Source organism: Nonomuraea harbinensis, assembly GCF_019396385.1.
GTDB lineage: Bacteria > Actinomycetota > Actinomycetes > Streptosporangiales > Streptosporangiaceae > Nonomuraea > Nonomuraea ferruginea.
The window spans coordinates 129,349-152,318 of sequence record NZ_JAHKRN010000005.1 but is presented as its reverse complement, the minus strand read 5'-3'; the positions used below and the strand labels follow the sequence as shown (position 1 = coordinate 152,318).

Genomic DNA, 22,970 nt, shown 5'->3' with positions numbered 1-22,970 from the left:
TGCGCCTACGACCACAATCAGCCTGCGCTGTCGCATACGGTTCTCCCAGGAGGAGATGAACGTGGCACGTGGACAGAGGGAACCGATGCCCGGCCAGTACCCGGTGACCTTCGGCGAGGTGGAGCTGCTCCGGGACCTGGACAGGCAGGACGGCTGGGTGCTGTCCAAGGATGGCGTACCTCAGTCCTATGTGGACCTACAAGACCCGACATTTCTGGAATTCGAATACGTCCGCCTCATGGCCGACGTCATCGACCTGCTCGACGAGGGCCCGCTGAGCTGCGTGCACGTGGGCGGCGGCGCCTGCACGATCCCCCGCTACGTCGCCGCCACCCGGCCGGGCTCCCGGCACATCGTGATCGAACCCGACGGTCTCCTGGTCAACCTGGTGCGCGAGCAGCTCGACCTGCGCTCGGTGCCCAAGCTCAAAATGATCATCGCGGGCGGCCGGGAGGGCACCGCCAAGGTCTGGGACTCCTCGGCCGACCTCGTGGTGCTGGACGCGTTCACCGGCGCCACCATGCCGGTGGAGCTGGCCACGGTGGAGTATCTCGGCGACGTCGCCCGCGTCCTGCGCCCCTCCGGCACGCTGCTGGTCAACCTGGCCGACGGCAAGGGCCTGGCCTTCGCCAGGCGCCTGCTCGCCACCGTCACCGGCGCCTTCCGCCACGTCGCCCTGCTGGCCGAGCCCGGGGTGATGCGCGGGCGCCGGTTCGGCAACCTGATCGTCGCCGCCTCGCGCGCCGAGCTGCCGCTCGACCCGCTCACCCGCCGCGCCGCCGGCGGCCTCACCCAGGCCAGGTGCGTGTACGGGGAAGCGCTGGAGAACTTCGTCGCCGGAGCCGCCCCGATCAAGGACGGCGACGCGGTGCTCGCACCGGTGCCGCCGCCCGCGGTGTTCGGTCAGGGCCTCAGGTAGGCGAGCACGGCCGCCACCCTGCGGTGCACGTCGGCGCTGACCTCCAGGCCGAGCTTGGTGAAGATGGAGTTGACGTTCTTCTCCACCGACGACACCGACAGGTGCAGGGCCCTGGCGATGGCGCCGTTGGAGCGGCCGTGGGCCATCTCGCGGAGCACGTCGCGCTCCCGCGGGGTGAGCGACTCCGGCTCGCCGCGCAGGTCGTGTCTCGCCATCAGGCCCTCGACGACCTTCGGGTCGATGACCGAGCCGCCGGAGGCCACCGCCCTGATCGCGCCGAGCAGCTCGTCCAGGTCGCCGACCCGGTCCTTCAGCAGGTAGGCGAAGCCCTCGGTGCCGTGCTTGAACAGCTCCAGCGCGGACAGCGCGTCGGAGTACTGCGACAGCACCACGATGCCGACCCCCGGGTGCGCCGCCCGCACCGTGTGCGCGGCGTCGATGCCCTCGAAGCCCTGCCGCCAGTCGCCGCCGGGCATCCTGATGTCGGTGACCACCACGTCGGGCCGCAGCCTGCGCACCGCGTCGAGCAGCTCGTCGGCGTCGCCGACCGCGCTGACGACGGTGACCCCGCCGGACGTCTCCAGCAGCTGCCTAGTGCCCTCGCGCACCAGGTAGTGGTCGTCGGCCAGGACCGTCCTGATCGCGTCACCCATCGACCGGCACCCACGCGTCCACCCGTGTCCCCTCTCCGCGCCCGCTCTTGACCCGCAGCCCGCCGCCCAGCGCGCCGAGCCGGTCGGCCAGCGTGGCGAGCACGCCGGGCCGCGCCTCGAACCCCGTGCCGTCGTCGGTCACCGTGGCGCCGAGCCGCCCCTTCTCCCGGGACAGCCGCACCTCTATCCTGGCCGCCCCCGCGTGCTTGAGCGCGTTGGCGACGGCCTCGCTCACCGTGAAGTACATCGCGCCCTCGACCTCGTCGGGGAACCGCTCGGCCCGCAGCTCCCGGCCGGCGAGCACCTGGACGTGCACCGGCAGCCGGGCGCAGCGCTCCTCGACGGCCTCCACCAGGCCGCCCTGGCTGAGCGCCGACGGGTGGATGCCCGCCGCGAGCTCGCGCAGGTCGGCGAGGGTCTGGCGGGCCTGCTCGCGGAGGTTCCCGAGCGTCCCGGTGCCGCCGCCGGTGGCGCGGGCCAGCTCGATGCCGGCGATGAGGGCGACGAGCTGCTGCTGCACGCCGTCGTGGATGTTGCGCTCGATGCGCCGCCGCTCGGCCTCCTGCGCGTTGACCAGGCGGGTGGCCAGTCCGGCGCTCTGGATAGCCAGCCCGGCGGGTACGGCCAGCGCCTCCAGGAAACGCCGGTCCTCGCCGGACAGGCGGCCGTGGGCACGCGGGCCGCACTCGATCCGCCCCTGCCCGCCGAGCACGGGCAGGGTGATCGCGGCGGGACCGTCCTCCGGCCCGGAGACCACCCGGCGGCCGTCGGCGAGCGTGACGGCGGCCCAGCGGGTCTCCAGGCCGGTGCGCACGGCCATGGCCAGTCTGCCGAGCTGCTCGACGGGCTCACGGCTGTCCTCCAGCTCCGGGCCGAGGCTGGACAGCACCTCCTGCACGGTCGGCCGCACGTCGAACACCAGGAGCAGCCGCGAGCCGCGCAGGCCGACGCGGAGGTCGAGCAGGCGGTGGCGGACGACCGCGACCACGATCGCGCCGGGCAGCGCCCCCAGCATGGCCAGCGCCCCGGCCACGCCGACGACCGGCAGGGCGACCCCTCCGAAGAGGAAGAAGTACGCCAGCAGCACTCCCACCTGGGTGGCCGTGGTCCCGGCGACCATCCAGCCGTACTGCGAGCGTTCCGGCGGACGGCTGCGGCGCCAGCGCAGCACGAGCCCGCCGAGGACCACCCAGCCGGCGACCCAGACGGTGAGCTGGCCGACGGTGGCGGCGAGAACGCCGGTCAGTTGCACGGGATCGGTCACGTCCGGAGACCCGCCGAGGAAGAGGGGCGCCATCAGCACCCCCGCGGCGTGCACGGCGGCGGCGACGCCCGCGCCCCAGGCGACGGGCCGCCACCGGCGCGAGGGCAGCCTGCCCTCGGGGAACAGCAGCGGGACGTACACCCAGGTCAGCGCGTAGAAGACGACCATCGCGACCATCGAAGGGGCCGCGAGCCCGGGCACGCGGCCGACCAGGCCGACGCCGAAGATGCCGACGCCGAAGCACACCGCGGCGGCCAGCAGCAGCCGGCCGTACGGCACGTCCGGCCGGCGGGCGGCCAGCAGCCAGCCCAGCACCGGCAGGACCAGCCCGACGGCGACGAACGCCACGTGCCAGACCGTGAAGCCCTCCAGGAGCGACCCGCCCACCAGCCCCGCGGCCGCGATCAGGGCCATCAGCCCGGCCGCCAGATTCGTACGCATCGCCCCTCATCGTCACAAAGGCAGCTGACCTGCGTCCATGAGGTTGACCGCACAGTCGGTGCGGCCATCCCCACCCCGCGGGACGGTGGCCTGCCCGGTGGGCGCGGCGGCGGCGCCCGGCTTGGCTGGGGGCACGTCCACGCGAGGAGGATCTTTCATGAGAAGGCGCGTATCACTCCTGGCGGCCGCCTGCGCCGTCAGCCTGACGGCGTGCGCCGCACCGGTCGCCACCGCCGCGGCGGTCCCACCGGTCGCCACTGCCGCGAGCGAGACCGCCGCCACCTACCAGCCGGGGGTCGCGAGAACCGAGGCCGCCACCGGACAAGGCGGGGTCGCGGCGACCGGGAGCGTCGCCACCGGCCAGCCTGAGGTCGCGAGGCCGGGGACCGCCGCGACGGCGACCGCGACGCCTGCGGCCACGTCTACGGCGCCGCCCGCCGAGATCCCGGACACGCCTCTGGGCGACGCGCTGCGCTGGGTGCTGGACGCCTCCACCAGGGCGCCGGTCGGGGAGAGCGAGCTGAGGACGCGCATCGCCCCCGAGTTCCTCGCGGCGGTCCCGGCCGAGCAGTTCGACGCGGTGCTGACCGCGTACCCGGACCTGAGCCTGCGGGCGGTGAGCGTGGCGCACGCCGCCGCGCTCGTGGCGGGCGTGGAGTCGGGCGGCAAGCGGTTCCTGCTGGAGTTGTCGGTCGACGGCGCGGGGTTGATCAACGGGATGCGGCTCGCCGAGGCGCCCGCCCCGCAGCCCGCGCCGAAGAGCTGGAAGGAGCTGGAGCGGCGGCTGCGCGCCGTCGCGCCGCAGGCCGGGTTCGTCGCGGCGCGGGTCGACGGCCGCGCCTGCCGCACCGTACGCGGCGTCGCGGCGGACGTGCGCCGTCCGCTCGGCTCGATGTTCAAGCTGTACGTGCTCGGCACGGTCGCCGGGCAGATCGAGAAGGGCGCCTACGGCTGGGACACCGAGCTGACGATCACGGCGGACGTGAAGAGCCTGCCGACCGGGCAGCTCCAGGACCGCCCCGACGGGAGCCGGGTGACCGTGCTGGAGGCCGCCAGGCTGATGATCTCCATCAGCGACAACACCGCCACCGACCTGCTCATCCGCAAGGCGGGACGCGAGGCCGTGGAGCGCACCATGCGTTCCTGGACGAAGGGCCACGACCGGCGCAACACGCCGCTGCTGACCACGAGGGAGCTGTTCGTGCTCAAGGGCGCCCGCTACCCGGAGCTGGCCGAGCGCTACCTGTCGATGAACACCCGGGACAGGCGCGACTATCTGGCGAAGGTCGTGGCGAAGGTGCCGCTCTCGGACATCCGTCCGTGGACCCACCCGCGCGAGCTCGACACGATCGAGTGGTTCGCGTCACCGGAGGACGTCTGCCGCGCCCACGCCGCGCTCTCCGGGCTGGGCGACGAGCGGGTGGACGAGATCATGTCGGCGAACGACGCGGGGCTCGGGCTGCCGCCGGACCGGTGGCGGTCGGTGTGGTTCAAGGGCGGCTCCGAGCCCGGGGTGTATGACATGGGCTTCCGCGCCCGTACCACCGACGGCAGGACGTACGCCGTGACCCTGATGGGCGTCAGTCCGGACGCGCCGTTCGACGACGGGAAGACCGGCCAGGAGTTCCTGGCGCTGGCGCGGGGCGCCTTCGCGCTGGCGGCGCGGGGCTAGCTGATCGTCAGGCAGGCGATCCGGTCACCGGCGTTGCCCGCGTCGGGGCCGGTCGCCGTGGTCTCCTTGGAGTGCAGCACCAGGGAGCGGGGCGGCGTGGCCGGGTCGAAGCCCCACGGGTGGCGGGCGGTGGCCCGGCCGGCGCCGGTGGCGTCGGTCTTGAGGTCGAGCCAGATCTCGTTGTCGGCGCTGGCCGGGCCGGGCCGGTGCTGGTAGTGCGGGCCCGCGTCGGCGCCGGTCTTGCCGCACGGCTTCGTGTGCAGGTGGGCGCCGTAGCCACGACTCGGCCGGAAGCCCTCGACCACCAGAGAGGTGATCGTCTGGCCGCCGGACGACTCGGCGGTGACGCTGGCCTGGGCGCCTTCGGGCGCCAGCTTCCGGTCGTAGGCGACCGCGGAGGCGCCGGCGACGGTGAACTCGCCGCTGCCGTTGAGCGTGGTGGCCGGCTGGCCTTCCGTGTGGGCGAGCTGCGGCGGGCTGGCGCCGCAACCGGCCGCGAGCAGGGCGAGCAGGATGACGGGCAGGCGTGTGGGCATGCCCCACTCATATCAGTAACCGAGCGACTACGCATCGTGTTTGAAGATTCGTGTCCCACTTCAGCCAACCGGCGCTCAGCCCCGCCCGCCAAGAGGTCGCGATCGAATCGAGACGCGACCTTGCCATACCCCTCTTGCCTAGAACCGAATTCTAGAAGCAGAGTGGCACCATGATGGAGGAGTACGCGGACCGCGTGTGGCGTGGGGAGACCGGCGACAGCATCGCGGATCCCGGGTTGTCCGGCAGGGGTGTGATGACCGTCGCCGACGGCCTGGGGTGGTGGCCCGGATTCGGCAACGTGATCGCGTTCGAGACGGAGGGCCACCTGGCGCTCTGGGACACCAGCAGCCCGTTCTCGGCGGGCAAGCTGTACGAGGACGTGCGGGGATGGAGCCGGGCGCCGCTGACGGCCGCGTTCTACTCGCACGGCCACATCGACCACGTCTTCGGCACCGGGCCGTTCGAGGAGTCCGGGCCCCGGGCGACGGTGTACGCGCACGAGGCCGTCGTGCCGAGGTTCCAGCGTTACCTGCTGACCAGCGGCTACAACGCGGTGATCAACCAGCGGCAGTTCCAGTTCCCCGGCCTCCAGTGGCCCACGGAGTACCGCCACCCCGACGTCACCTACCGGGACGCGCTCACCGTCAGGCTCGGCGGGCTGACCTTCGACCTGTTCCACGCCAAGGGCGAGACCGACGACGCCACGGTCGCGTACGTGCCCGAGCACCGGCTGCTGCTGCCCGGCGACCTGTTCATCTGGGTCACCCCCAACTGCGGCAACCCGCAGAAGGCGCAGCGCTACCCGCGCGAGTGGGTGCACGCCCTGCGCCGGATGGCCGCGCTCGACGCCGAGATCATGCTGCCCAGCCACGGCGCCCCGATCTTCGGCCGCGACCGCATCCGGCAGGCGCTGCTGGAGACGGCCGAGTGGCTGGAGTCGCTGGTCACCCAGACGCTCGGCCTGCTCAACGCGGGCGCCCGGCTGGACGAGATCGTGCACGCCGTCCGGCCGCCCGGCCACCTGGCCGACCGGCCGTACCTGCGGGCCCGTTACGACGAGCCGGAGTTCGTGGTGCGCAACCTCTGGCGGCTCTACGGCGGCTGGTACGACGGGAACCCGGCCAACCTCAAGCCCGCTCCCGACGCGGTGCTCGCCCGGGCGGTGGCGGACCTGGCGGGCGGCGCCGGGAAGCTCGCGGACGCCGCCGTGAAGGCGCTGGCGGACGGCGACGAGCGGCTCGCCGGCCACTTCGCCGAGATGGCCGCGCTCGCCGCTCCCGACGACCCGGGCGTCCACCGGGTCCGCGCCGACGTCTTCGCCGCCCGCGCCGCCCGCGAGGCGTCCCTCATGGCCAAGGGCGTCTTCACCTGGGCCGCCTCCGAGTCGGCGGAGCGGGCCGGCTCCTGACCGGTCAGCCGAAGTGCGACCGGGTCTCGGCGAAGGCCCGGTCGGTGCCCTCCAGCGCGAGGGCCACGTCCTGCTCCGTGTGGGCCGCCGACATGAACCAGTTGTGCCAGGGGTGCAGGTAGACGCCGTGCCGCAGGCAGGCGTCGCTCCAGTGCAGGGCGACCGACAGGTCCGCGTCGCCGTCGAAGCTGAGCCACGGGATCGTCACCGGGCCGGTCTGGTTCACCACGAAGCCGTGCGCCTTGGCCTGCGCGTACAGGCCCTCCCTGAGCTGGGTGCCGGCGCGCTCCATCGCCGCGATGCCGTCGGTGTCGCGCAGGGTCTCGATGGTCGCCTTGGCCGCCGCCATGGCGACCGCGGAGAACCAGAACGACCCGGTCGTGTAGAGCGTCTGGGCCGCGCCCCGCAGCGCGTCGACGCCGGTGAGGGCGGCGATCGGGTAGCCGTTGGCCATGGCCTTGGACCAGGCCGTCAGATCCGGCCGCACCCCGTACCGCTCCCACGACCCGCGCAGGTCGATCCGGAACCCGGCGCGCACGTCGTCGATCACCAGCGCCGCGCCGAGCCGGTCGGCCAGCGCCCGCGCGCCCCGCGCGAAGGCGGGCTCGACCAGTGCCTGGTCCTCGAACGAGTCGTGCTTGAACGGCGTCACGATGATCGCCGCCACGTCGTCGCCCGCGCTCGCGGCGGCGGCCTCCAGCGACTCCAGGGAGTTGTAGTCGAACTCGACCAGGTCGGCTCGCTCGTTCGGGGTGGTGCCGGCGGTGGAGGGCGTGCACCACGGGTCGGCCCCGTGGTAGGCGCCGTGCGCGCGGAGCACCTTGGTGCGGCCGGTGGCGGCGCGGGCGACCATGAGCGCCTGGGTGGTGGCGTCGGTGCCGTTCTTGGAGAACATCGCCCAGTCGGCGCTCGGGATCGTGTCCACCAGCAGCTCGGCCAGCTCCACCATGATCGGGCCGGGGCCGTTGAGGCAGTCGCCGAGAGCGGCCTGCCGGGCGGCGGCCTCCTCCACCCGGGGGTGGCGGTGGCCCAGCACGACCGGCCCCCAGCTGCACATGAAGTCGATGTACGCGCGACCGTCCGCGTCCCACTGCCGGCAGCCTTCGGCCCGCTCGAAGAACTGCGGGTAGCCGGGGGCGAAGATGGCCGCGTTGAGGTGCCCGTACATGCCGCCGGGGACGACCTTGGCGGCCCGCGCGCGGAGTTCGGCGTCTGTCATCGGAGACTCCTAAGGGGTGGTCAGTCGAGGAGGGCCAGCACGGCGTCGAGGTCCGTGAGCCCGGCGTCGGAGCCGAGCCCGGTCGCCACCAGGGAGGCGGCGGCGGTGCCCCAGCGGGCGGCGGTGGGCACGTCCTCGCCGTGCAGCAGGCCGGTGACGAACCCGGCGCAGTACGCGTCGCCGCAGCCGGTGGTGTCGGCCACCTCCGTCTTGACGGCCGGGACCCGTTCGGCGCCCGCGCCGGTCACCACGAGGCTGCCCGCCTCGCCCAGCGTGACGAGCACGCCGCGCGGCCCCTCGGCCAGCAGCGCCCCGGCGGCCTCCCGCACGTCGTCGGCACCCGCCATCAGCCGGGCCTGGCTCTCGTTCGGCAGCACGTAGTCGACGTGGGGCAGGAACGCCCGGGCCAGGCCGAGCAGGTCCGGCATCTCCGACAGCAGGTCCATGGTGACCACCGTGCCGGCGGCCCTGACCTCGTCGAGCAGCGCGAAGAAGGCGGGGTCGGCGAGCGCGAAGGTGACGTCCACGCCGCCCAGGTGGATCGCCCGCGCCCGGCGCAGCAGATCGGTGTCGAGGTCGGCGGGCGTGACGCCGAGGTTCGCGCCGGGGACGTGGAAGCTGGGGCGCCCGCCGTCCGGCCGGATCGGCAGGATCGAGGCGGCGGTGCGCTCCCCCGCCCTGCGGACCAGCCGGGAGACGTCCACGCCGTGCTTGGCCAGCACCGCGACGAGGAAGTCGCCGAGCTCGTCGTCGCCGGCGGCGCCCATGGTGACGACCTCGTTGCCCAGCTTGACCAGGTCGACGGCGGTGCCGGCGGCGGAGCCCGCGGCGGTGAGCCGGATCTCGTCGACGAGCACGGTGTCCTGCCCCTCGGGGATGTGCGAGACGGGCCTGGCGAGGATGTCGACGATGTGCACGCCGACGGTGACGACGGTCATGGTTTAAATAGACAGACGTCCGACTAAAAAGTCAATATGCTGGAGCGGACACGGAAGGGGGCATGCCGATGCCGAAGATCGTGGACCACGACGAGCGCAGGCGCGAGGTGCTGTCAGCCGCCCGGCGGGTGATCGTCAGAGACGGCATCGACGCCGCCACCACCCGCGCCATCGCCAAGGAGGCCGGCTACTCCAACGGTGTCCTGGCCCACTACTTCACCGACAAGGACGAGATCCTGCTGTCGGCGCTGAGCCAGTCCCACGAGCGCATCCGCGACCGGCTGGCCCGCAAGGTCGAGGGCGTCTCTGGGCTGGCCGCGCTGCGCGAGCTGCTCCTCGACAACCTGCCGCTCGACGCCGAGCGCACCCAGGAGACCCGCCTGGAGGTGAGCTTCTGGAGCCGCAGCCTGGCCTCCGAGCGGCTGGCCGAGGTGCAGCGGTCGGAGGCGGCCGAGCTGCGCGCCGCCGTGCGCGACCTGCTCGGCCAGGCGAGCGCGGCGGGCGAGCTGACCACCGGGCAGAACCTCGACGACGTGACCGAGCACCTGCTCGCCCTGGTCGACGGCCTGAGCCTGCACCTGCTGCTCTATCCGGACCGGCTGCGCCGGGTCGATCTGGAACGACTCCTGCTCCAGCACCTCGACGGGCTCTGATTCGTTGCCGCATTTCGGACGACCGACTACATTGCCGCCATGAGCCTCCGCGAGCAGTTGTGCGCGTACGGCAGGCGCGCCGTCGAGCTGGGCCTGGTCATCGGGACGTCGGGCAACCTGAGCGTGCGCGAGGGCGACCGGGTGTCGGTGACCCCCTCCGGGGTGGCGCTCGACCGGCTGACCCCGGAGTCGTGCCCGGTCGTGGACCTCGACGGCCACCTCCTGGAAGGTGACGCGCAGCCGTCCTCGGAGACGCCGATGCACCTGGCGATCTACCGCACCACCGACGCGCGCGCGGTGGTCCACACCCACTCGGTGTTCGGCGCGGTCGTGGCCACCACGAAGACCGAGCTGCCGCCGATCCACTACAACGCGCTGATGCTGGGCGGGGTGGTCAAGGTCGCCGAGTACGCCACGTACGGCACCGACGAGCTGGCCGCGAACGTGCGGGCGGCGCTGGAGGGCAAGCGGGCGGCGCTGATGGCCAACCACGGCGGGGTGACCATCGGCGCCACGCTGGAGGAGGCGTTCGAGGCCACCCGGCTGCTGGAGTGGCTGTGCGAGGTGTACGTGCGCGCGCTGGCCGTGGGCGAGCCGGCCGTGCTCACCGACGAGCAGCTCGCCGCCGTGGTCGAGCGCGCGCTCAACCCGCCGGAGTTCCCCCGCCGTTGAGCGCCCGCTCGGCGAGCCCGGTCGGCAGCCCGCCGGAGCCGGCGATCCGGTCGTGGAAGGACTTCAGCGAGCCGGTGTACGACGCGCGGATCCGTTCGATCTCGATGGCGCCGGTGAGGTACGAGGGTGCCTGGGTGGGCCAGGCGCAGTAGCGGCTGACCTCGCCCTGCGCGGTGCCGGGCGACAGCGACGCCTTGGTGGCCATGAACGTCTCGGCCTCCTCGGTCGTCATGTCCCCGCAGTGCAGCGCGGTGTCCACGACGATGCGGGCCGCCCGGAAGATCCGGAAGTCCAGGTGGGCCAGCTCGGTGGCGGGCGTGCCGAAGTAGCCCTGCTCGTGCAGGAGCTTCTCCACGTACAGGCCCCAGCCCTCGGTGAAGTACGGGGTGCGGAACACCTTGCGCACCGGGTGCGGGTTGGCGGCCAGGGTCGCCAGGTGCCAGTGGTGGCCGGGGTAGGCCTCGTGGACCGCGATCGACGGCATCTGCGCCCGGCTGTTGGTGCGCAGCCGCTGCCGCACCTGCTCGGGCGTGAAGTGGTCGGGGGTGTACGGCACGAAGAACACGCCGGTGCGCGAGCTGCTGAGCGGCGGCGGCGCCAGGTAGTGGGCCACCGCCACGACGGGCCGGCTGTAGACCGCCGACGGCAGCACCAGGCACTCCTCGCCCTCGGGGAACGTCACCAGGTCCCGCTCGCGGACGAACTCCCTGGCCCGCCGGGTCTCGGCCTCGTACTCGGCCCGCATCCCCTCCAGCGTGCCGGGGTGGTCGTCCATGAGCGTCTCCATGGCGGCCCGCCAGTCGGGCGAGCCGCTCACCCGAACCGCGACCTCGCGCATCCGCCCGTCCAGCTCGTCCCAGGCGGCCCGGCCCTTCTCGTGCAGCTCGGCGGCGCCGTACCCGAGCAGTTCGCGCTCGCGCAGCAGGCGCGAGTAGAGCCGCTCGCCCATCCGCCAGGTGCCGCCGCACCGGAATCCGTCCAGGAACGCGACCAGTTCGTCGAACGCGGCGGCGGCCGGCTCGGCGGCCTCGGCGAGCCGGGCCCGCAGGTCCGGGTCGCCGACCATGCCGGGGACGGTCTCAGTGAGGAAGGCGCGCCCGGTCCGCGCCTGGCCGAGCCCGCGCCGCACGATCAGCGGCGCGGCCAGCTCGGGGTCGAGGTTGGCCCGGCAGGCGGCCAGCACTCCGGGCACCTCGGCCAGCCGGGAGATCGCGGCGGCCACCAGCTCGGGCTCCGGCCTGAGCCGGTGCTGGAACGGCGTGAACAGGGCCGTGAAGACGGCCGACAGGTAGACGGCCGGGTCGCGCCGCCAGTCGGGCCACTCCGCCAGCGCGACCGCGCCGCGGAGCTGGGAGATCACGAGGTCGCGGTCGATCGGGTCGCCCGTCTCGCCGGCCTCCAGCCGCGCCAGCCACCGGGCCTCCTCGCGCTCGCGCTCGGCGAACGCGGCGGCGGAGAAGTCGCCGAGCGTGTGGTCGTAGCCCTCGGCGCCCAAGGTGCTCGCCAGGACCGGACGCCGGGAAAAGTACCACCTGAGAAACTCGTCCACCGATGCACCATATCCTTGGCGAATGCCCCTTCAGATCACCGGCGCGTTAGGCGATCCCGACCTGATCCGGCTCCCCTGGGAGCTGCCGCTCGCGGAGTGGCCCCAGCACCACCTCGTCGACCTGCCGCGCGGCATCTCGCGGCACGTCGTGCGGTTCGCGCGGCTGGGCGGCAAGGTCTACGCGATCAAGGAAATCAGCGAGCGGTACGCCAGGCGTGAATATCAGCTCCTGTGGGACCTGGCCAGGCTGGACGCGCCCGCCGTGGAGCCGGTCGCCTACGTCACCGGCCGCGAGGAGGGGCTGGACGCGGCGCTGATCACCCGGCACCTGCAGTTCTCGCTCCCGTACCGGGCCGTGATGTCCGGGACGCTGCGCCCCGACACGCTCACCCGGCTGATGGACGCGCTGGTCGTGCTGCTGGTGCGGCTGCATCTCACCGGGTTCTACTGGGGCGACTGCTCGCTGTCGAACACGCTGTTCAGGCGCGACGCGGGGGCGTTCGCCGCCTACCTGGTCGACGCCGAGACCGGCGAGATGCACCCGATGCTCAGCGACGGGCAGCGGCTCGGCGACATCGACGCGGCGCACCTGAACATCTTCGGGGAGATGCTCGACCTGGAGGCCGGCGGCCTGCTCCATCCGTCGATCGACCCGATGGACACCGCCGAGGACATCGTCAGCCGCTACCACCGGCTGTGGGCCGAGCTGACCCAGGACGAGATCATCGAGGAGGTCGACTGGCACCGGGTGGAGCAGCGGATCCGGCGGCTGAACCTGCTCGGGTTCGACGTGGCCGAGATGATGGTGCGGCGCAAGGTCGGCACCGGCCGGCTGATCGTCCGCCCCAAGGTGGTCGACTCCGGGCACCACCAGCGCCGCCTGCTGCGGCTGACCGGCCTGGACGCGGAGGAGAACCAAGCCAGGCGGCTGCTCAACGACCTCGACGGGTTCCGGGTCGCCGTGGGGCTGCGGCACGAGGACGAGGCGATCGTGGCGCACCGCTGGCTGGCCGAGGTGTTCCAGCCGACGATCGCGGCCATCCCGGCCGGGCTGCGCGGCAAGCTGGAGGCGCCGCAGCTGTTCCACGAGATCCTCGACCACCGGTGGTACCTGTCGGAGGCGGCCGGGAGCGATGTGGGGCTGGCCGCGGCGGTCAAGTCGTACGTGGACAAGGTGCTGGTCTTCAAGCCCGACGAGAAGGCGCTCCTTCCGGACGAGGCGACGGAACCGAATGCGAATAACCTTCCCTGAGGCCTTTGTCATTTCCTCATAAATCGCTGGATTATCCCTCTCAGTAGGGTTTTTCTTCGCCTCAGCCGTAGACAACTTCATCTCGGTACGGCTCACGTTATCGCCGTTCATTTCCGTCTCTTCTGGCATCCCTAAGCTGTCCGCGTCCGCATGACGGCGAGGGAGGCCACCGTGCTCGCACTCGACAGCTGCCTGACCGAAGTCATGGCCATACCGGGAGCGCTCGACGCGATGCTCGTGGATCACACGAGCGGCATGGCCGTGTCCTTCAGCGGGCAACCCCGCGGCGTGGACGCCGACAAGGCGGCCGCGGCGCTGACCGAGATGCTGCGGGCCAGCATGGACGGGCTCTCGCGGGCCTGTCCCGGCGACACCGTGCGCATCGGCGACCTGCTGATCAGCACCGACCAGGGACACCACCTGATCAGGCTGACGGACACCCTGTTCGAGGGGCCGCTGGTGATCTACGTGCGCCTCGACATGGAGCGGTCGAACATCGCGCTGGCCCGCCACCGGCTGCGCGCCATCTCCGAGCAGCTGCTGGCGTGACCGATGCCGTCGCTGGACACGCTCCTGGCCGGCCTCGCCAAGGAACGGGCCACCGGTGCGCTGCGGGTGGGCCGCGCCGGCACCGTCTACCTCGACGACGGGCGCATCACGTACATGACCTGCGCGCAGGTGCCCGGCGCCGAGCGGCTGCTCGCGGCCGGTGGCCGGGTGCCGGAGTCGGCGCTGCGCAGGCTGCAGGCCGACGGCGGCACCGAGCGCCTGCTGGAGGAAGGCCGGGTCACGCTCGGCGAGCTGCAGTACTGCGTGCTCGGCGCGGTGCTGGACGCGGCGTTCTTCCTGCTGCCGGTGACCGGCGCCCGGCCGAGGTTCCGGCCCGGCGAGGGGCACTGGCTCGGCGGGCGCTGGTACTTCGACGTGCCCGGCCTGGTGCGCGAGTGCGCGCGCCGCCGGGCACGGCTCGCCGAGACGTGGCCGCGGGCCGACCTGGACACCTCCCCCGTACGCGCCGCGCGGCGGATGCCCGGGCAGAGCGTGACGCTCAGCGACGTGCAGTGGGAGGTGGCGATCGGGGCCGACGGCGAGGCCACTCCCCTGGAGCTGGCCAAGCGGCTGGGCCGGTCCGGCTACGCGGTCCTGCTGGCGGTGCGCAGGCTGGCGGCGGCGGGCCTGATCGTCGCGGCCGCGGAGACGGAGCCGCTGCCCAGGCGGGTCAAGCGGCTCGACGTCGCCCGGCACAGGGCGGACGCCACCGCCGGCGGCCCGCTCGGCCCGGTCGTCACCGGGGATCCCACGGACATCGAGCTGCTGCTGCGGCTCAGGAAGGCGCTGGAGGAGCTGACGTGAGGTTCCCCTCACGCAGGAGGAGGCCATCTGTGGAACTGCGTCAAGAGGTGCTCAAGGAGATGGTTCTCCTGCGCGAACGGACGGCCGACGTCAAAGGGAGCGTGGCCTCCACCATCGACGGGCTGACGATCGCCTGCGACCTGGCGGAGGACAGCAGCGAGCACGTGTCCGCGCTGGCCGCGGCGCTGCTCGCGATGAGCCGGCGCATGATGATCCTGGCCGGGCGGGGCGACCTGGAGGAGACGCTCGTCTCCGGCAGCGCGGGCCACGCCGCGTTCTACGCCGCCGGCCCCACTGTCGTCCTCACAGTCCTGGCTGAGCCCGGCGCCAACCTCGGGCTGCTCCGGCTGGAGGGGCGCAAGACCGCCGCCGCGGTGGCGGCGGTGGCAGCAGGCAAGAAGTGACCATTCCTGATCGGAGGAAAGCATGGCCAGCATGGACATCTCTCTCAAGGAGATGATGGCGATCGACGGCTCCATCGGCGCCGCCATCGTGGACCACGGCAGCGGCATGGCGCTCGGCGCCCTGGGCGGGTCCAAGGACCTGGACCTCCAGGTCGCGGCGGCCGGCAACACCGAGGTCGTCAAGGCGAAGCTCCGGACGATGGACTCGCTCGGGCTCAACGACGCCATCGAGGACATCCTCATCACGCTCGGCGGCCAGTACCACATCATCCGGCCGGTCTCCGGGCGCGGCGGCAAGGGCCTGTTCCTCTATCTGGCCCTGGACCGCGGCCGGGCCAACCTGGCCCTGGCCAGGCACCATCTCAAGGGCATCGAGGAGAAGCTGGAAATCTGACCCCTCCCCCGAGAACCCGGCGGCACGCGTCCGGGCGCGGCGAGCGCGTGCCGCCGCCGGGGCGCATCTCGCGAGTGGCAGCCTCCCGGCGCTTCGCGAGGTGCGCCCCTTCCACCTGTCCCGGGATCAGCGGGCCGGGCCCGCGTGACCGGCGGTGAGTTTGGTGACGGCCTCGACGAGTTCCGGCCAGAGTGCCCGCGGGAGGTCGTGTCCCATGCCGGGGAAGACCTTGAGCTCGGCGCCCGGGATGGCCGCCGCCGTGGCCTGCCCGCCGGAGAGCGGGACGAGCTGGTCGTCGGCTCCGTGGATGACCAGCGCCGGGACGTTGAGCCGGGTGAGGGCCTCGGTCCTGTCGGGCGACGCCATGATGGCGGCGAGCTGCCGGGCGAACCCCGCCGGGTCGTGGCCGCGGTCGAACGCCTGCCCGGCCAGCCGCTGGACACGCTCGCGGTCGAGCTCGTACCCCGGGGAGCCGATGACCGACCAGGTCGCCAGCGCCTGGGTCATGGCCTCCTCCCGGGTGGTCACCGGCTTGGCGAACAGGACCGACCGGGCGCTCTCGCTCGGCGGGGCGACCGCGCCACCGGGGGTCGACATGATCGAGATGAGGGTGAGCACCCGCTCGGGGTGCCGGATGGCGAGCGACTGGGCGATCATGCCGCCCATCGAGGCGCCCATCACGTGCGCGGCCGGCCAGCCGAGGGCGTCCATCAGCCCGGCGGTGTCCGCGGCCATGTCGTCCAGCAGGTACGGCGCCGGCTTGCCCGGTGCGGGCGCGCCCGCCTCGTGGAGGTGGGTGGACATCCCGGCGTCGCGGTTGTCGAACCTGACGACATGGTGCCCCTGCTCGGCGAGCTGCTCGCACAGCTCGTCGTCCCAGTGAATGAGCTGGGCGCCCAGCCCCATGATCAGGAGGAGCGGGCGCCCGTCGGGAGAGCCGAAGCTCTCGTACGCGATGTCGATTCCATGAGCCGATACGGTCGAGGTCACGGCTCTAGAATGACATTCTAATCGTGGTGACGCAAAGGTCAGCGGCGCACGAGCTTGCGGATGCGCTCGCGGCCCAGCACCAGGCCGCCGCCGATGAGGATCACGCCGCCGGCCACGGCGGCACCCGCCACGTTGCTCCGCTCGGTGGCCGCGGCCGCCTCGGCGCCCCCGGCCGCGGGCTCCGGCTCGGCCGGGGCCTTCACGAGGTTCACGGGGTCGGCCTTCACCGGGCTGGGCTTCACCGCGTCGGCCTTGTCGCCGCCGGACGCGACTTCCTTCTTCTCGTCCCTCTTGTCCGCCTTGTCCTCGGCCAGGACCGGAGGGGCGGCGGGGTTGTGGTCCATGCGGTTCCAGGCGCGCTCGGAGAAGGCGACCGGGTGGTTCTTCAGGCCCAGGCCGTCGCCCCACTTGGTGATGACGTACTCGACCTCGATGTGGCCCTTGCCGCCGTTGCCGTCCACCATGAGCGTGCGCGGGTTGAACGTCCCGCCGGTCAGGTCGGCGAAGGTCTTGCCGTCCAGGTCGAGCATGATGCCCTTGCTGGACGGGACGCCCGGGCCGCGGTCGCCGACGAAGAACGGCGCCTTCTTGCCCTTGTAGATGACGTAGCCCTCGGTCAGCAGCGGCCAGCTGGGGCTGGCGGCCATGCCTTTCTGCATGGGCTTGCCGCTGGCCGGCAGGCCGGTGTCACCCGCGCGGCCGGAGCCGTCGTCCCAGAAGTAGGAGGCCGTGGTCTCGCCCTGGAGCAGGACCTTCTCCGTGCCCTTGTCGGTGTCGGCGTGAGCCGCGGCGCCGGAGCCGAGCGCCAGCGTGCCGGCGGCGGCGACGATCGCGGCGATAGAACGCATGCTGAAACGAGCAGACATGAAAAACAGAAGTCCTTTGTGAGGCAACAGCAAAGATGCGCTCGCGGAACGACATAGCCGGGCATCAAGCCGTACGGACGCTACGGTGGGAGCGCGAAAGGAAGATCAGGAAATGGGACCGCTCAATCGGCGGCCGATGACATCCCGCGGTAGGGGGGACAGGCGCGGTGATTCATCACAGGAAAACATCCTCTCCATCTCGCCTACCGGGTTAGCTGACGGGTTCGGACGTGGAGATGCCCTACCGGCCGCATGGGCCGGATTCACCCCAGAAGGTGGGTCCCCGGTTCCCGCGGGGGAGCGGGATTCGGCGCCAGGCAGCCGCCTCTTCCTGGTGAAGAGCCAAGGTCACTGCCTGGTAACGCCGACCAATCTAGCGAGCAAATCGGACAAACGCAAAGGTAAGCCCATGATTCGGGCGAAGATCTACCTAGAAAAAGGGGGTACGGCATGCCGTACCCCCTTGAACACCCAGATTCAGCCGCCGCTCTTGCGCCTGAAGGACCGCTTGCCGGCAGCCGGGCCGTGAGCTCCGTGGATCTTGGAATGGTCGGCGCTCCTACCACTGCCGCCAGATCCCGCCTGCTGGCCGCGCTTGCGCTCCAGTGCCTCACGGAACTTGCGCTTCATCTCGTCCTCGGGAGTCTCGTCGACTTCCGGCTCCGGGGTTTCCGCCATGAGGGCCTCCTGATGTGCGTACAGCCTCCAGCTTCGCACGCAGGCCTTGACAGCGCATAACCGGGATCATCGGCGGGACGCGCGCCGGCGACTTGGTGTTGCCTTGACCCGATCGAGGAAACACCACGGACATGCAGCTCTACCCCCCGGAGCCGCGGCGGTGAGCCCGCTCGCGTTCCTCGGCCGGGATCTCGCGATCGATCTCGGCACGGCCACCACCCAGATCTACGCCCCCGGCCTGGGCGTCGTGCTCAACGAGCCGTCGATGGCGGCGGCCTGCGCGGCCACGGGCCGGACGCTCTTCGGCGCGGACGCGTACGCGGCGTGCTCGCCCTCCAGCGGGGCGGGCACGCGGGCGGTACGGCACGACGACGGGCCCGCCCGCTGGCCGGTGCGCGAGGGCGGCGAGCTCGCCGGGCGGCTGGTCAAGCACTTCCTGAGCAAGGTGCACGGGCACCCGTACGCCCGGCCGCGGCTGGTGATGGCGCTGCCCGACGGCGCCCCGCCCATCCTGAGCTCGGCCGTGCGCGACCTGGCCTACGAGGCGGACGCCAGGCGGGTCTACCTCGTGGAGCACGCCGTCGCGGTGGCGCTCGGCGCCGGGCTCCCGGTGACGGAGCCGGCCGGGCGCATGATCGTCGACATCGGCCCTCACCTGACCAGGATCGCGATCCTCGCCTGCGGCGCCGTCGTCGCCGCGGGGACCGTCCACGCCGGCGGCGACGCCGTGAACGCGGCGATCGCCACCCTGGTCGCCCGCGAGCACGGGCTGCTGGTCGGCGAGGCGGAGGCGGAGGCGGCCAAGCTCCGCGCGGGCCCGTCCTGGAAACCGCTGGACCGGCACGTGATCGTCCGCGGCCTCGACCCGGAGTCGCGGCGCGAGCGGGTCGCGTGGCTGCCCGTCCAGCAGTTGTACGAGGTCACGCGGGCGCCGGCCGACGCCATCGCCCGCGCGGCGGCGACGGCCCTGGAGCATTGCCCCGCCGAGCTCGCCGCCGACGTCGCCGCGCACGGGGCGGTGCTGACCGGCGGCGGCGCGCTGCTGCGCGGCCTGGCCAGACGCCTGCGCGCCGCCATGGGCGTGCCGGTGCGGCGCGCGGACCGGCCCGTCGAGTCGATGGCACTCGGCCTCGGCCGCTACGCCGACCGCCTGGGCGCCATCGGCCCCCGGCCCCCGCTGTGACAACCCTTACAGCGGGGTCGAACAGGTGCCGTGCGCGATGTAGGCGAGCCCGTCGAAGGCGGCGCCGAGCACAGCCGGGGTGAACGTCAGCTTGTACGAGAAGCGCCCGGCCGTGGCGCCGTAGCCGCGCACGTACTGCTGCTCGCCCAGCCACCGGGTCACCGCCTCGGGCCTGGGCCCGAGGCGCAGGTCGACGACGTGATCGCGGGGGCAGGCGGCGGCCAGCAGGGATTCGGCCACGTCGGGCCTGCCGGCGGCGGGCACCCGGTGGCGCACCGGCGGCCGCCGCACGTCGGGCCTGCCGAACCGGAGCCGCCTGGCCCGGAACTCACCCTGTCCGAACAGCAGGCCGAGCGCGTAGTAACCGGCGCCGTGACGCTGACGCAGATGATCTCCCATGACCGGAGCACCGAGGCGCGCGTAGTGGCCGGCGGCCACGTGACCGTTGTGCGCCCAGACGGCGACCTTCGCGGCCGGGTCCTCCAGCAGCCGGTCGACGTTGTCGGCCATGAACTGGTCGCGGGCCGCCCCGGCGGTGCGCGCCCCGTCGGCGTCGCGCATCGGCCGCGTGACCAGTGTCGCGAACTGCCGCACGGTCCTGGCGTGCGCCTCCGCCGGCCCGCCGGCGTCCACCTCGTCGGCCAGCCTGCGGGCGGCCGCCTCGATCGCCGGGTCGAGCGGCTCCCCCACTCCCAGGCGCGTCTCCCCCAGCACCGCCAGCGGCCCGAGCAGCTCGCCGGCCCGCTCACCCAGGTGATCGCGGAGCCACCGCAGCGACGCTGCGGGGAACTGCGGGTCGATCCCGGCGAAGCGCACCTTCGGCTCGGCGGTGCGGTTGTGCGCGCGCATCCACTCCACCACGGCCAGCATCTCCCGCGTCCGCCACGTCCAGAACCCGAGGTCGGCCAGCAGCCGCTCCGGCTCCCCCGCCCCGCCCAGGACGTAGGCGTCCAGGGCCTCCGACGCCGACACGCTGGCCTCCATCGCCAGCACGGTGAACCCCAGCTCCTCCACGAGGAACCGCAGCAGCCGGTGCTTGAGCAGGAAGAACTCCCGCGTGCCGTGGGTCGCCTCCCCCAGCCCCACCACCCTGACACCGTCGAGGACCTCGCGCAGCGGCTCCAGACCGGCGACCGCCCCGCGCGGGTCGAGTCCGTCGAGCGGGACGGCCCTGGACGCGAGCCAGCCGGTCACCTCGGCCGCTCCCGTCACAGCCTGTCTCGGAGACTGGCCAGGGCGAGCACCAGGCCGAGCACGCCCAGCGCGACGCTCACCACCGTCAGCGTCGCGCCGTCGAGCCAGAGATGCAGCAGCCCGAAGTCGCGGTCGAAGAACTGGCGGGCCACGAACCCGCCGAACCCCTGGATCATGAGAATGACTCCGATGAACCCCATGCGGGCAACGCTGACACCCCCGGCGGGCCCGCCGCATCGGACCAAAGTATCGCCCGCATCAGCCCTTGGCCCATACCGTCCCACCGGATCACCTCTTTCTAGAGGATAAAGATCCGTTCGTCACGAAAAAGCACTACATTTGCGGCAGAGGCTACGTGGAAGGCGAGGACATGGCGCAGCTTCCGGGGCAGATCGACCCCAACGTGCCCAGTGTGGCCCGCATGTACGACTACTACCTGGGCGGCAAGGACAACTTCCCCGCCGACCGGGAGGCCGCGGAGCAAGTCATCGAGCTCGCCCGCCAGACCGGTTCCGACATCCGCGAGGTGGCCCTGGCCAACAGGGGATTCCTCATCCGGAGCGTGCGGCACCTGGCCCAGTCCGGCATCCGGCAGTTCCTGGACATCGGGACGGGCCTGCCGACGCAGGACAACGTCCACCAGGTCGCGCAGCGGGTCGCCGCGGACTCGAAGATCGTGTACGTGGACAACGACCCGATCGTGCTCGCCCACGCCCGCGCCCTGCTGGCCGACAACGCCGAGACGATCATCGTCCAGGGCGACCTCGCCGAGCCCGACGCCATCCTTGCCGCCGCCGAAGAGCATCTGGACTTCTCCCAGCCCGTGGCCGTGGTCGTGGCGGCCGTCTTCCACTTCTTCCACGACGACGACCAGGTGGCCAAGATCGTGGCGGCCCTCCGGCAGCCGCTGGTGTCCGGCAGCTATCTGGTGGTCTCGCACGGCTACATCGAGCCCGGAGAGAGCGAGGCCTCGAAGGTCGACGGGGTCCGCGGCGTCTACCAGCGCAGCACCTCGGGCGGCCTCGCCTGGCGCGGCAGGGAGGACCTGCTCGCGCTCTTCGACGGCCTGGAGATCCTCCCTCCGGGTGTGGTGCCGGCCCAGAAGTGGCGCAACGACGACGACCCGTACCCGTGGCCTGGCCTGGTCAAGGGCGGCGTGCTCGGCGTCGTCGGCCGCGTTCCCTAGACCGGCGGGGCCGGGTCGTACTGGATGTAGTGGCGGGTCTCCTTGGCGCGCTCGGTGCCGGCCAGCCGGGCCACCAGGTGCAGCGCCATGTCGATGCCCGCCGACACTCCAGCGGCGGTGATGGTGTCGCCGTCGTCCACGAACCGGTAGCCGGGCCGTACCTCGATCGTCGGGTCCAGCTCGGTGAGGGTGTCGATGGCCGACCAGTGGGTGGTGGCGGGGCGGCCGGCGAGCAGGCCCGCGGCCGCGTACGCCAGCGACCCCGTGCACACGCTCGTCAGCAGCGGCACGGTGGCGCGCCGGTCGCGGAGCCAGGCCAGATGCTCCTCGTCCTTGAGCAGCGGCCGGGTGCCGCGCCCGCCCGGGTGCAGCAGCACGTCCAGCGGCCCGACGTCGGCCATGCCGTGCTCGGCGACCAGCCCCAGGCCCTTGGCGGCGCGGACCGGACCGGCCTCACGGGCGAAGGCGACCACCTCGGCCTCGTCCGGGTGGGCGGCGGCCCAGGAGGCCAGCACCTCCCACGGGCCGACGGCGTCCAGCTCCTCGACGCCCTCGAACAGCAAGATCCCGATGCGCATCAGTGGCTCCTCGTCATGCGGAAGTGGCGGCGGTACTGCCCCGGGGTGACCCGCAGGCTCCGCCGGAAACAGCGGTGCAGAGTCTCGACCGTGCCGAACCCGCAGGCCCTGGCGACGGCGTCGAGCGTGTCGTCGGTGGTCTCCAGCAGGCGGCGGGCCGCCTCCAGCCGCACGGACTCGACGAAGGCGGCGGGCGTGCGGCCGGTCTCGGCGGTGAACACGCGGGTGAAGTTGCGCTCGCTCATGTCCGCCCGGCGGGCCAGCGCGGGCACGGTGAGGTCCTGGTCGGGGGAGGCGGTGATCCAGGCCAGCAGGTCGCGCAGCGGCTCGCGGGCCGGCCGCCGCGCTTCGAGCTGGGCGGAGAACTGCGCCTGCCCGCCGGGCCGCTGGACGAACATCACCAGGTGGCGGGCGATCCGCCGCGTCTCGTCCGCCCCGAGGTCGTCCTCGACGAGCGCCAGCGCCAGGTCGATCCCGGCGGTCACACCCGCCGAGGTCCACACGTTGCCGTCCTGGACGAACAGCGCGTCCGGATCGACGACGACGGACGGGTGCCGCGCGGCCAGCCGGTCGCACGACGACCAGTGGGTGACGGCCCGCCGCCCGTCCAGCAGCCCGGCCTCGGCCAGCAGGAACGCCCCGGTGCACACCGACGCCACCCGCCTGGACCGCCCGGCCGCCTCCCGCAGCCAGCCGATCAGCCGCGCGTCGGCGCACGCCTCGGGCGTGCCGCGCCCGCCCACGACGACGAGCGTGTCGATGGCGCCGTCGCAACCGGCGACGGTCGCGGTGGGCACCACGGCCAGCCCGCCCGACGCGGGGACCGGCCCCGCCGCCACCGCGACGGTCTCGATCGCGTACGGTCCGGCCTGGTGGAACACCTCGTGCGGCCCGGTCAGATCCAGGATCTGGAACCCGGGAAAGATGACGAAGACGACGCGCACGTCTTTTATGCTCCAGGGCCGCC

General features: G+C 72.7%; 26 protein-coding genes and 1 riboswitch. Of the genes, 12 read left to right on the top strand and 14 right to left on the bottom strand.

Going from position 1 to position 22,970, the window contains the following annotated elements; all coding sequences use genetic code 11:
* The first annotated feature begins 61 nt into the window (after positions 1 to 61).
* A complete protein-coding gene (locus KME79_RS07295) occupies positions 62 to 919 on the top strand; it encodes a spermidine synthase (RefSeq protein ID WP_308248825.1) in 858 nt (285 codons plus the stop codon).
* Here the strand turns inward: KME79_RS07295 and KME79_RS07290 are convergent.
* From KME79_RS07290 to KME79_RS46180, 3 genes are read right to left on the bottom strand one after another with little or no spacing between them, the layout of a single operon-like run.
* Positions 904 to 1,572: a response regulator transcription factor gene (locus KME79_RS07290; RefSeq protein ID WP_219543796.1), complete on the bottom strand. Its 669-nt coding sequence runs from the start codon at positions 1,570 to 1,572 to the stop codon at positions 904 to 906. The two genes, KME79_RS07295 and KME79_RS07290, sit on opposite strands and share 16 nt — an antisense overlap.
* Positions 1,565 to 3,277, bottom strand: a complete 1,713-nt coding sequence (locus KME79_RS07285; protein ID WP_219543795.1) for a sensor histidine kinase — start codon at positions 3,275 to 3,277, stop codon at positions 1,565 to 1,567. The genes KME79_RS07290 and KME79_RS07285 overlap by 8 nt, the downstream gene beginning before the upstream one ends.
* 12 nt (positions 3,278 to 3,289) lie before the next feature.
* Complete coding sequence (locus tag KME79_RS46180) at positions 3,290 to 3,418, bottom strand: hypothetical protein (RefSeq protein WP_281429311.1); 129 nt, start codon at positions 3,416 to 3,418, stop codon at positions 3,290 to 3,292.
* Between the two features lie 16 nt (positions 3,419 to 3,434).
* Between KME79_RS46180 and KME79_RS07280 the strand changes: the two genes are divergently transcribed.
* Complete coding sequence (locus KME79_RS07280) at positions 3,435 to 4,949, top strand: serine hydrolase (protein WP_219543794.1); 1,515 nt, start codon at positions 3,435 to 3,437, stop codon at positions 4,947 to 4,949.
* Here KME79_RS07280 and KME79_RS07275 read toward each other — a convergent pair.
* On the bottom strand, positions 4,946 to 5,485 hold the full coding sequence (locus KME79_RS07275) for a superoxide dismutase family protein (protein ID WP_219543793.1): 540 nt from the start codon (positions 5,483 to 5,485) through the stop codon (positions 4,946 to 4,948). The two genes, KME79_RS07280 and KME79_RS07275, sit on opposite strands and share 4 nt — an antisense overlap.
* A gap of 170 nt (positions 5,486 to 5,655) precedes the next feature.
* Between KME79_RS07275 and KME79_RS07270 the strand changes: the two genes are divergently transcribed.
* Positions 5,656 to 6,894, top strand: a complete 1,239-nt coding sequence (locus tag KME79_RS07270; RefSeq protein WP_219543792.1) for an alkyl sulfatase dimerization domain-containing protein — start codon at positions 5,656 to 5,658, stop codon at positions 6,892 to 6,894.
* Between the two features lie 4 nt (positions 6,895 to 6,898).
* Here KME79_RS07270 and KME79_RS07265 read toward each other — a convergent pair whose 3' ends face one another.
* Together KME79_RS07265 and KME79_RS07260 are read right to left on the bottom strand one after the other, a co-directional pair.
* Positions 6,899 to 8,113, bottom strand: a complete 1,215-nt coding sequence (locus tag KME79_RS07265) for an aminotransferase class III-fold pyridoxal phosphate-dependent enzyme (protein WP_148029623.1) — start codon at positions 8,111 to 8,113, stop codon at positions 6,899 to 6,901.
* A gap of 20 nt (positions 8,114 to 8,133) precedes the next feature.
* Positions 8,134 to 9,051 (bottom strand): carbohydrate kinase family protein, encoded by a 918-nt coding sequence (locus tag KME79_RS07260; protein ID WP_219543791.1) that lies wholly within the window; start codon positions 9,049 to 9,051, stop codon positions 8,134 to 8,136.
* A 68-nt stretch (positions 9,052 to 9,119) separates the two neighbouring features.
* Here KME79_RS07260 and KME79_RS07255 point away from each other — a divergent pair, with 68 nt between their 5' ends.
* Together KME79_RS07255 and KME79_RS07250 are read left to right on the top strand one after the other, a co-directional pair.
* On the top strand, positions 9,120 to 9,704 hold the full coding sequence (locus KME79_RS07255; protein WP_219543790.1) for a TetR/AcrR family transcriptional regulator: 585 nt from the start codon (positions 9,120 to 9,122) through the stop codon (positions 9,702 to 9,704).
* Positions 9,705 to 9,743: 39 nt separating this feature from the next.
* Positions 9,744 to 10,376: a class II aldolase/adducin family protein gene (locus tag KME79_RS07250; RefSeq protein ID WP_219543789.1), complete on the top strand. Its 633-nt coding sequence runs from the start codon at positions 9,744 to 9,746 to the stop codon at positions 10,374 to 10,376.
* Here the strand turns inward: KME79_RS07250 and KME79_RS07245 are convergent.
* Complete coding sequence (locus KME79_RS07245) at positions 10,348 to 11,925, bottom strand: DUF885 domain-containing protein (protein WP_219543788.1); 1,578 nt, start codon at positions 11,923 to 11,925, stop codon at positions 10,348 to 10,350. The genes KME79_RS07250 and KME79_RS07245 overlap by 29 nt on opposite strands.
* A gap of 22 nt (positions 11,926 to 11,947) precedes the next feature.
* On the opposite strand from KME79_RS07245, the gene KME79_RS07240 reads away from it, so the two are divergent.
* From KME79_RS07240 to KME79_RS07220, 5 genes are all read left to right on the top strand, one after another.
* On the top strand, positions 11,948 to 13,177 hold the full coding sequence (locus tag KME79_RS07240) for a DUF4032 domain-containing protein (protein WP_148029618.1): 1,230 nt from the start codon (positions 11,948 to 11,950) through the stop codon (positions 13,175 to 13,177).
* A 171-nt stretch (positions 13,178 to 13,348) separates the two neighbouring features.
* Positions 13,349 to 13,726 carry a roadblock/LC7 domain-containing protein gene (locus KME79_RS07235; protein ID WP_219543787.1) on the top strand — a complete coding sequence of 126 codons (378 nt, stop codon included), beginning with the start codon at positions 13,349 to 13,351 and terminating at the stop codon, positions 13,724 to 13,726.
* 3 nt (positions 13,727 to 13,729) lie between these two features.
* Complete coding sequence (locus KME79_RS07230) at positions 13,730 to 14,530, top strand: hypothetical protein (protein WP_219543786.1); 801 nt, start codon at positions 13,730 to 13,732, stop codon at positions 14,528 to 14,530.
* A gap of 29 nt (positions 14,531 to 14,559) precedes the next feature.
* Entirely contained in the window at positions 14,560 to 14,934 is a 375-nt protein-coding gene (locus KME79_RS07225; RefSeq protein ID WP_148029615.1) for a roadblock/LC7 domain-containing protein, read from the top strand.
* A gap of 22 nt (positions 14,935 to 14,956) precedes the next feature.
* Entirely contained in the window at positions 14,957 to 15,328 is a 372-nt protein-coding gene (locus KME79_RS07220; RefSeq protein WP_219543785.1) for a hypothetical protein, read from the top strand.
* Positions 15,329 to 15,454: 126 nt separating this feature from the next.
* On the opposite strand, the gene KME79_RS07215 is transcribed toward KME79_RS07220, so the two are convergent.
* From KME79_RS07215 to KME79_RS07205, 3 genes are all read right to left on the bottom strand, one after another.
* The gene (locus KME79_RS07215; protein WP_219543784.1) at positions 15,455 to 16,318 is read right to left on the bottom strand and encodes an alpha/beta fold hydrolase; all 864 of its coding nucleotides are present in this window, start codon (positions 16,316 to 16,318) and stop codon (positions 15,455 to 15,457) included.
* Between the two features lie 38 nt (positions 16,319 to 16,356).
* Positions 16,357 to 17,166: a hypothetical protein gene (locus KME79_RS07210; RefSeq protein ID WP_246639418.1), complete on the bottom strand. Its 810-nt coding sequence runs from the start codon at positions 17,164 to 17,166 to the stop codon at positions 16,357 to 16,359.
* Between the two features lie 203 nt (positions 17,167 to 17,369).
* Positions 17,370 to 17,507: riboswitch (cyclic di-AMP (ydaO/yuaA leader) on the bottom strand.
* 154 nt (positions 17,508 to 17,661) lie between these two features.
* Positions 17,662 to 17,862, bottom strand: coding sequence for a DUF5302 domain-containing protein (locus KME79_RS07205; protein WP_219543783.1), 201 nt, complete (start codon positions 17,860 to 17,862; stop codon positions 17,662 to 17,664).
* A gap of 160 nt (positions 17,863 to 18,022) precedes the next feature.
* Here KME79_RS07205 and KME79_RS07200 point away from each other — a divergent pair, with 160 nt between their 5' ends.
* Positions 18,023 to 19,045, top strand: coding sequence for a rod shape-determining protein (locus KME79_RS07200; RefSeq protein ID WP_219543782.1), 1,023 nt, complete (start codon positions 18,023 to 18,025; stop codon positions 19,043 to 19,045).
* A gap of 6 nt (positions 19,046 to 19,051) precedes the next feature.
* Here the strand turns inward: KME79_RS07200 and KME79_RS07195 are convergent, their stop codons facing one another.
* Together KME79_RS07195 and KME79_RS07190 are read right to left on the bottom strand one after the other, a co-directional pair.
* Positions 19,052 to 20,239 (bottom strand): erythromycin esterase family protein, encoded by a 1,188-nt coding sequence (locus KME79_RS07195; RefSeq protein ID WP_219543781.1) that lies wholly within the window; start codon positions 20,237 to 20,239, stop codon positions 19,052 to 19,054.
* A gap of 14 nt (positions 20,240 to 20,253) precedes the next feature.
* Positions 20,254 to 20,439: a hypothetical protein gene (locus KME79_RS07190; RefSeq protein ID WP_219543780.1), complete on the bottom strand. Its 186-nt coding sequence runs from the start codon at positions 20,437 to 20,439 to the stop codon at positions 20,254 to 20,256.
* 170 nt (positions 20,440 to 20,609) lie between these two features.
* On the opposite strand from KME79_RS07190, the gene KME79_RS07185 reads away from it, so the two are divergent.
* Entirely contained in the window at positions 20,610 to 21,425 is an 816-nt protein-coding gene (locus KME79_RS07185; RefSeq protein WP_219543779.1) for an SAM-dependent methyltransferase, read from the top strand.
* On the opposite strand, the gene KME79_RS07180 is transcribed toward KME79_RS07185, so the two are convergent.
* Positions 21,422 to 22,003: a DJ-1/PfpI family protein gene (locus tag KME79_RS07180; protein WP_219543778.1), complete on the bottom strand. Its 582-nt coding sequence runs from the start codon at positions 22,001 to 22,003 to the stop codon at positions 21,422 to 21,424. The two genes, KME79_RS07185 and KME79_RS07180, sit on opposite strands and share 4 nt — an antisense overlap.
* Positions 22,003 to 22,956: a GlxA family transcriptional regulator gene (locus KME79_RS07175; protein ID WP_219543933.1), complete on the bottom strand. Its 954-nt coding sequence runs from the start codon at positions 22,954 to 22,956 to the stop codon at positions 22,003 to 22,005. Before KME79_RS07175 ends, KME79_RS07180 begins: the two co-directional genes overlap by 1 nt.
* Positions 22,957 to 22,970: the final 14 nt, after the last annotated feature.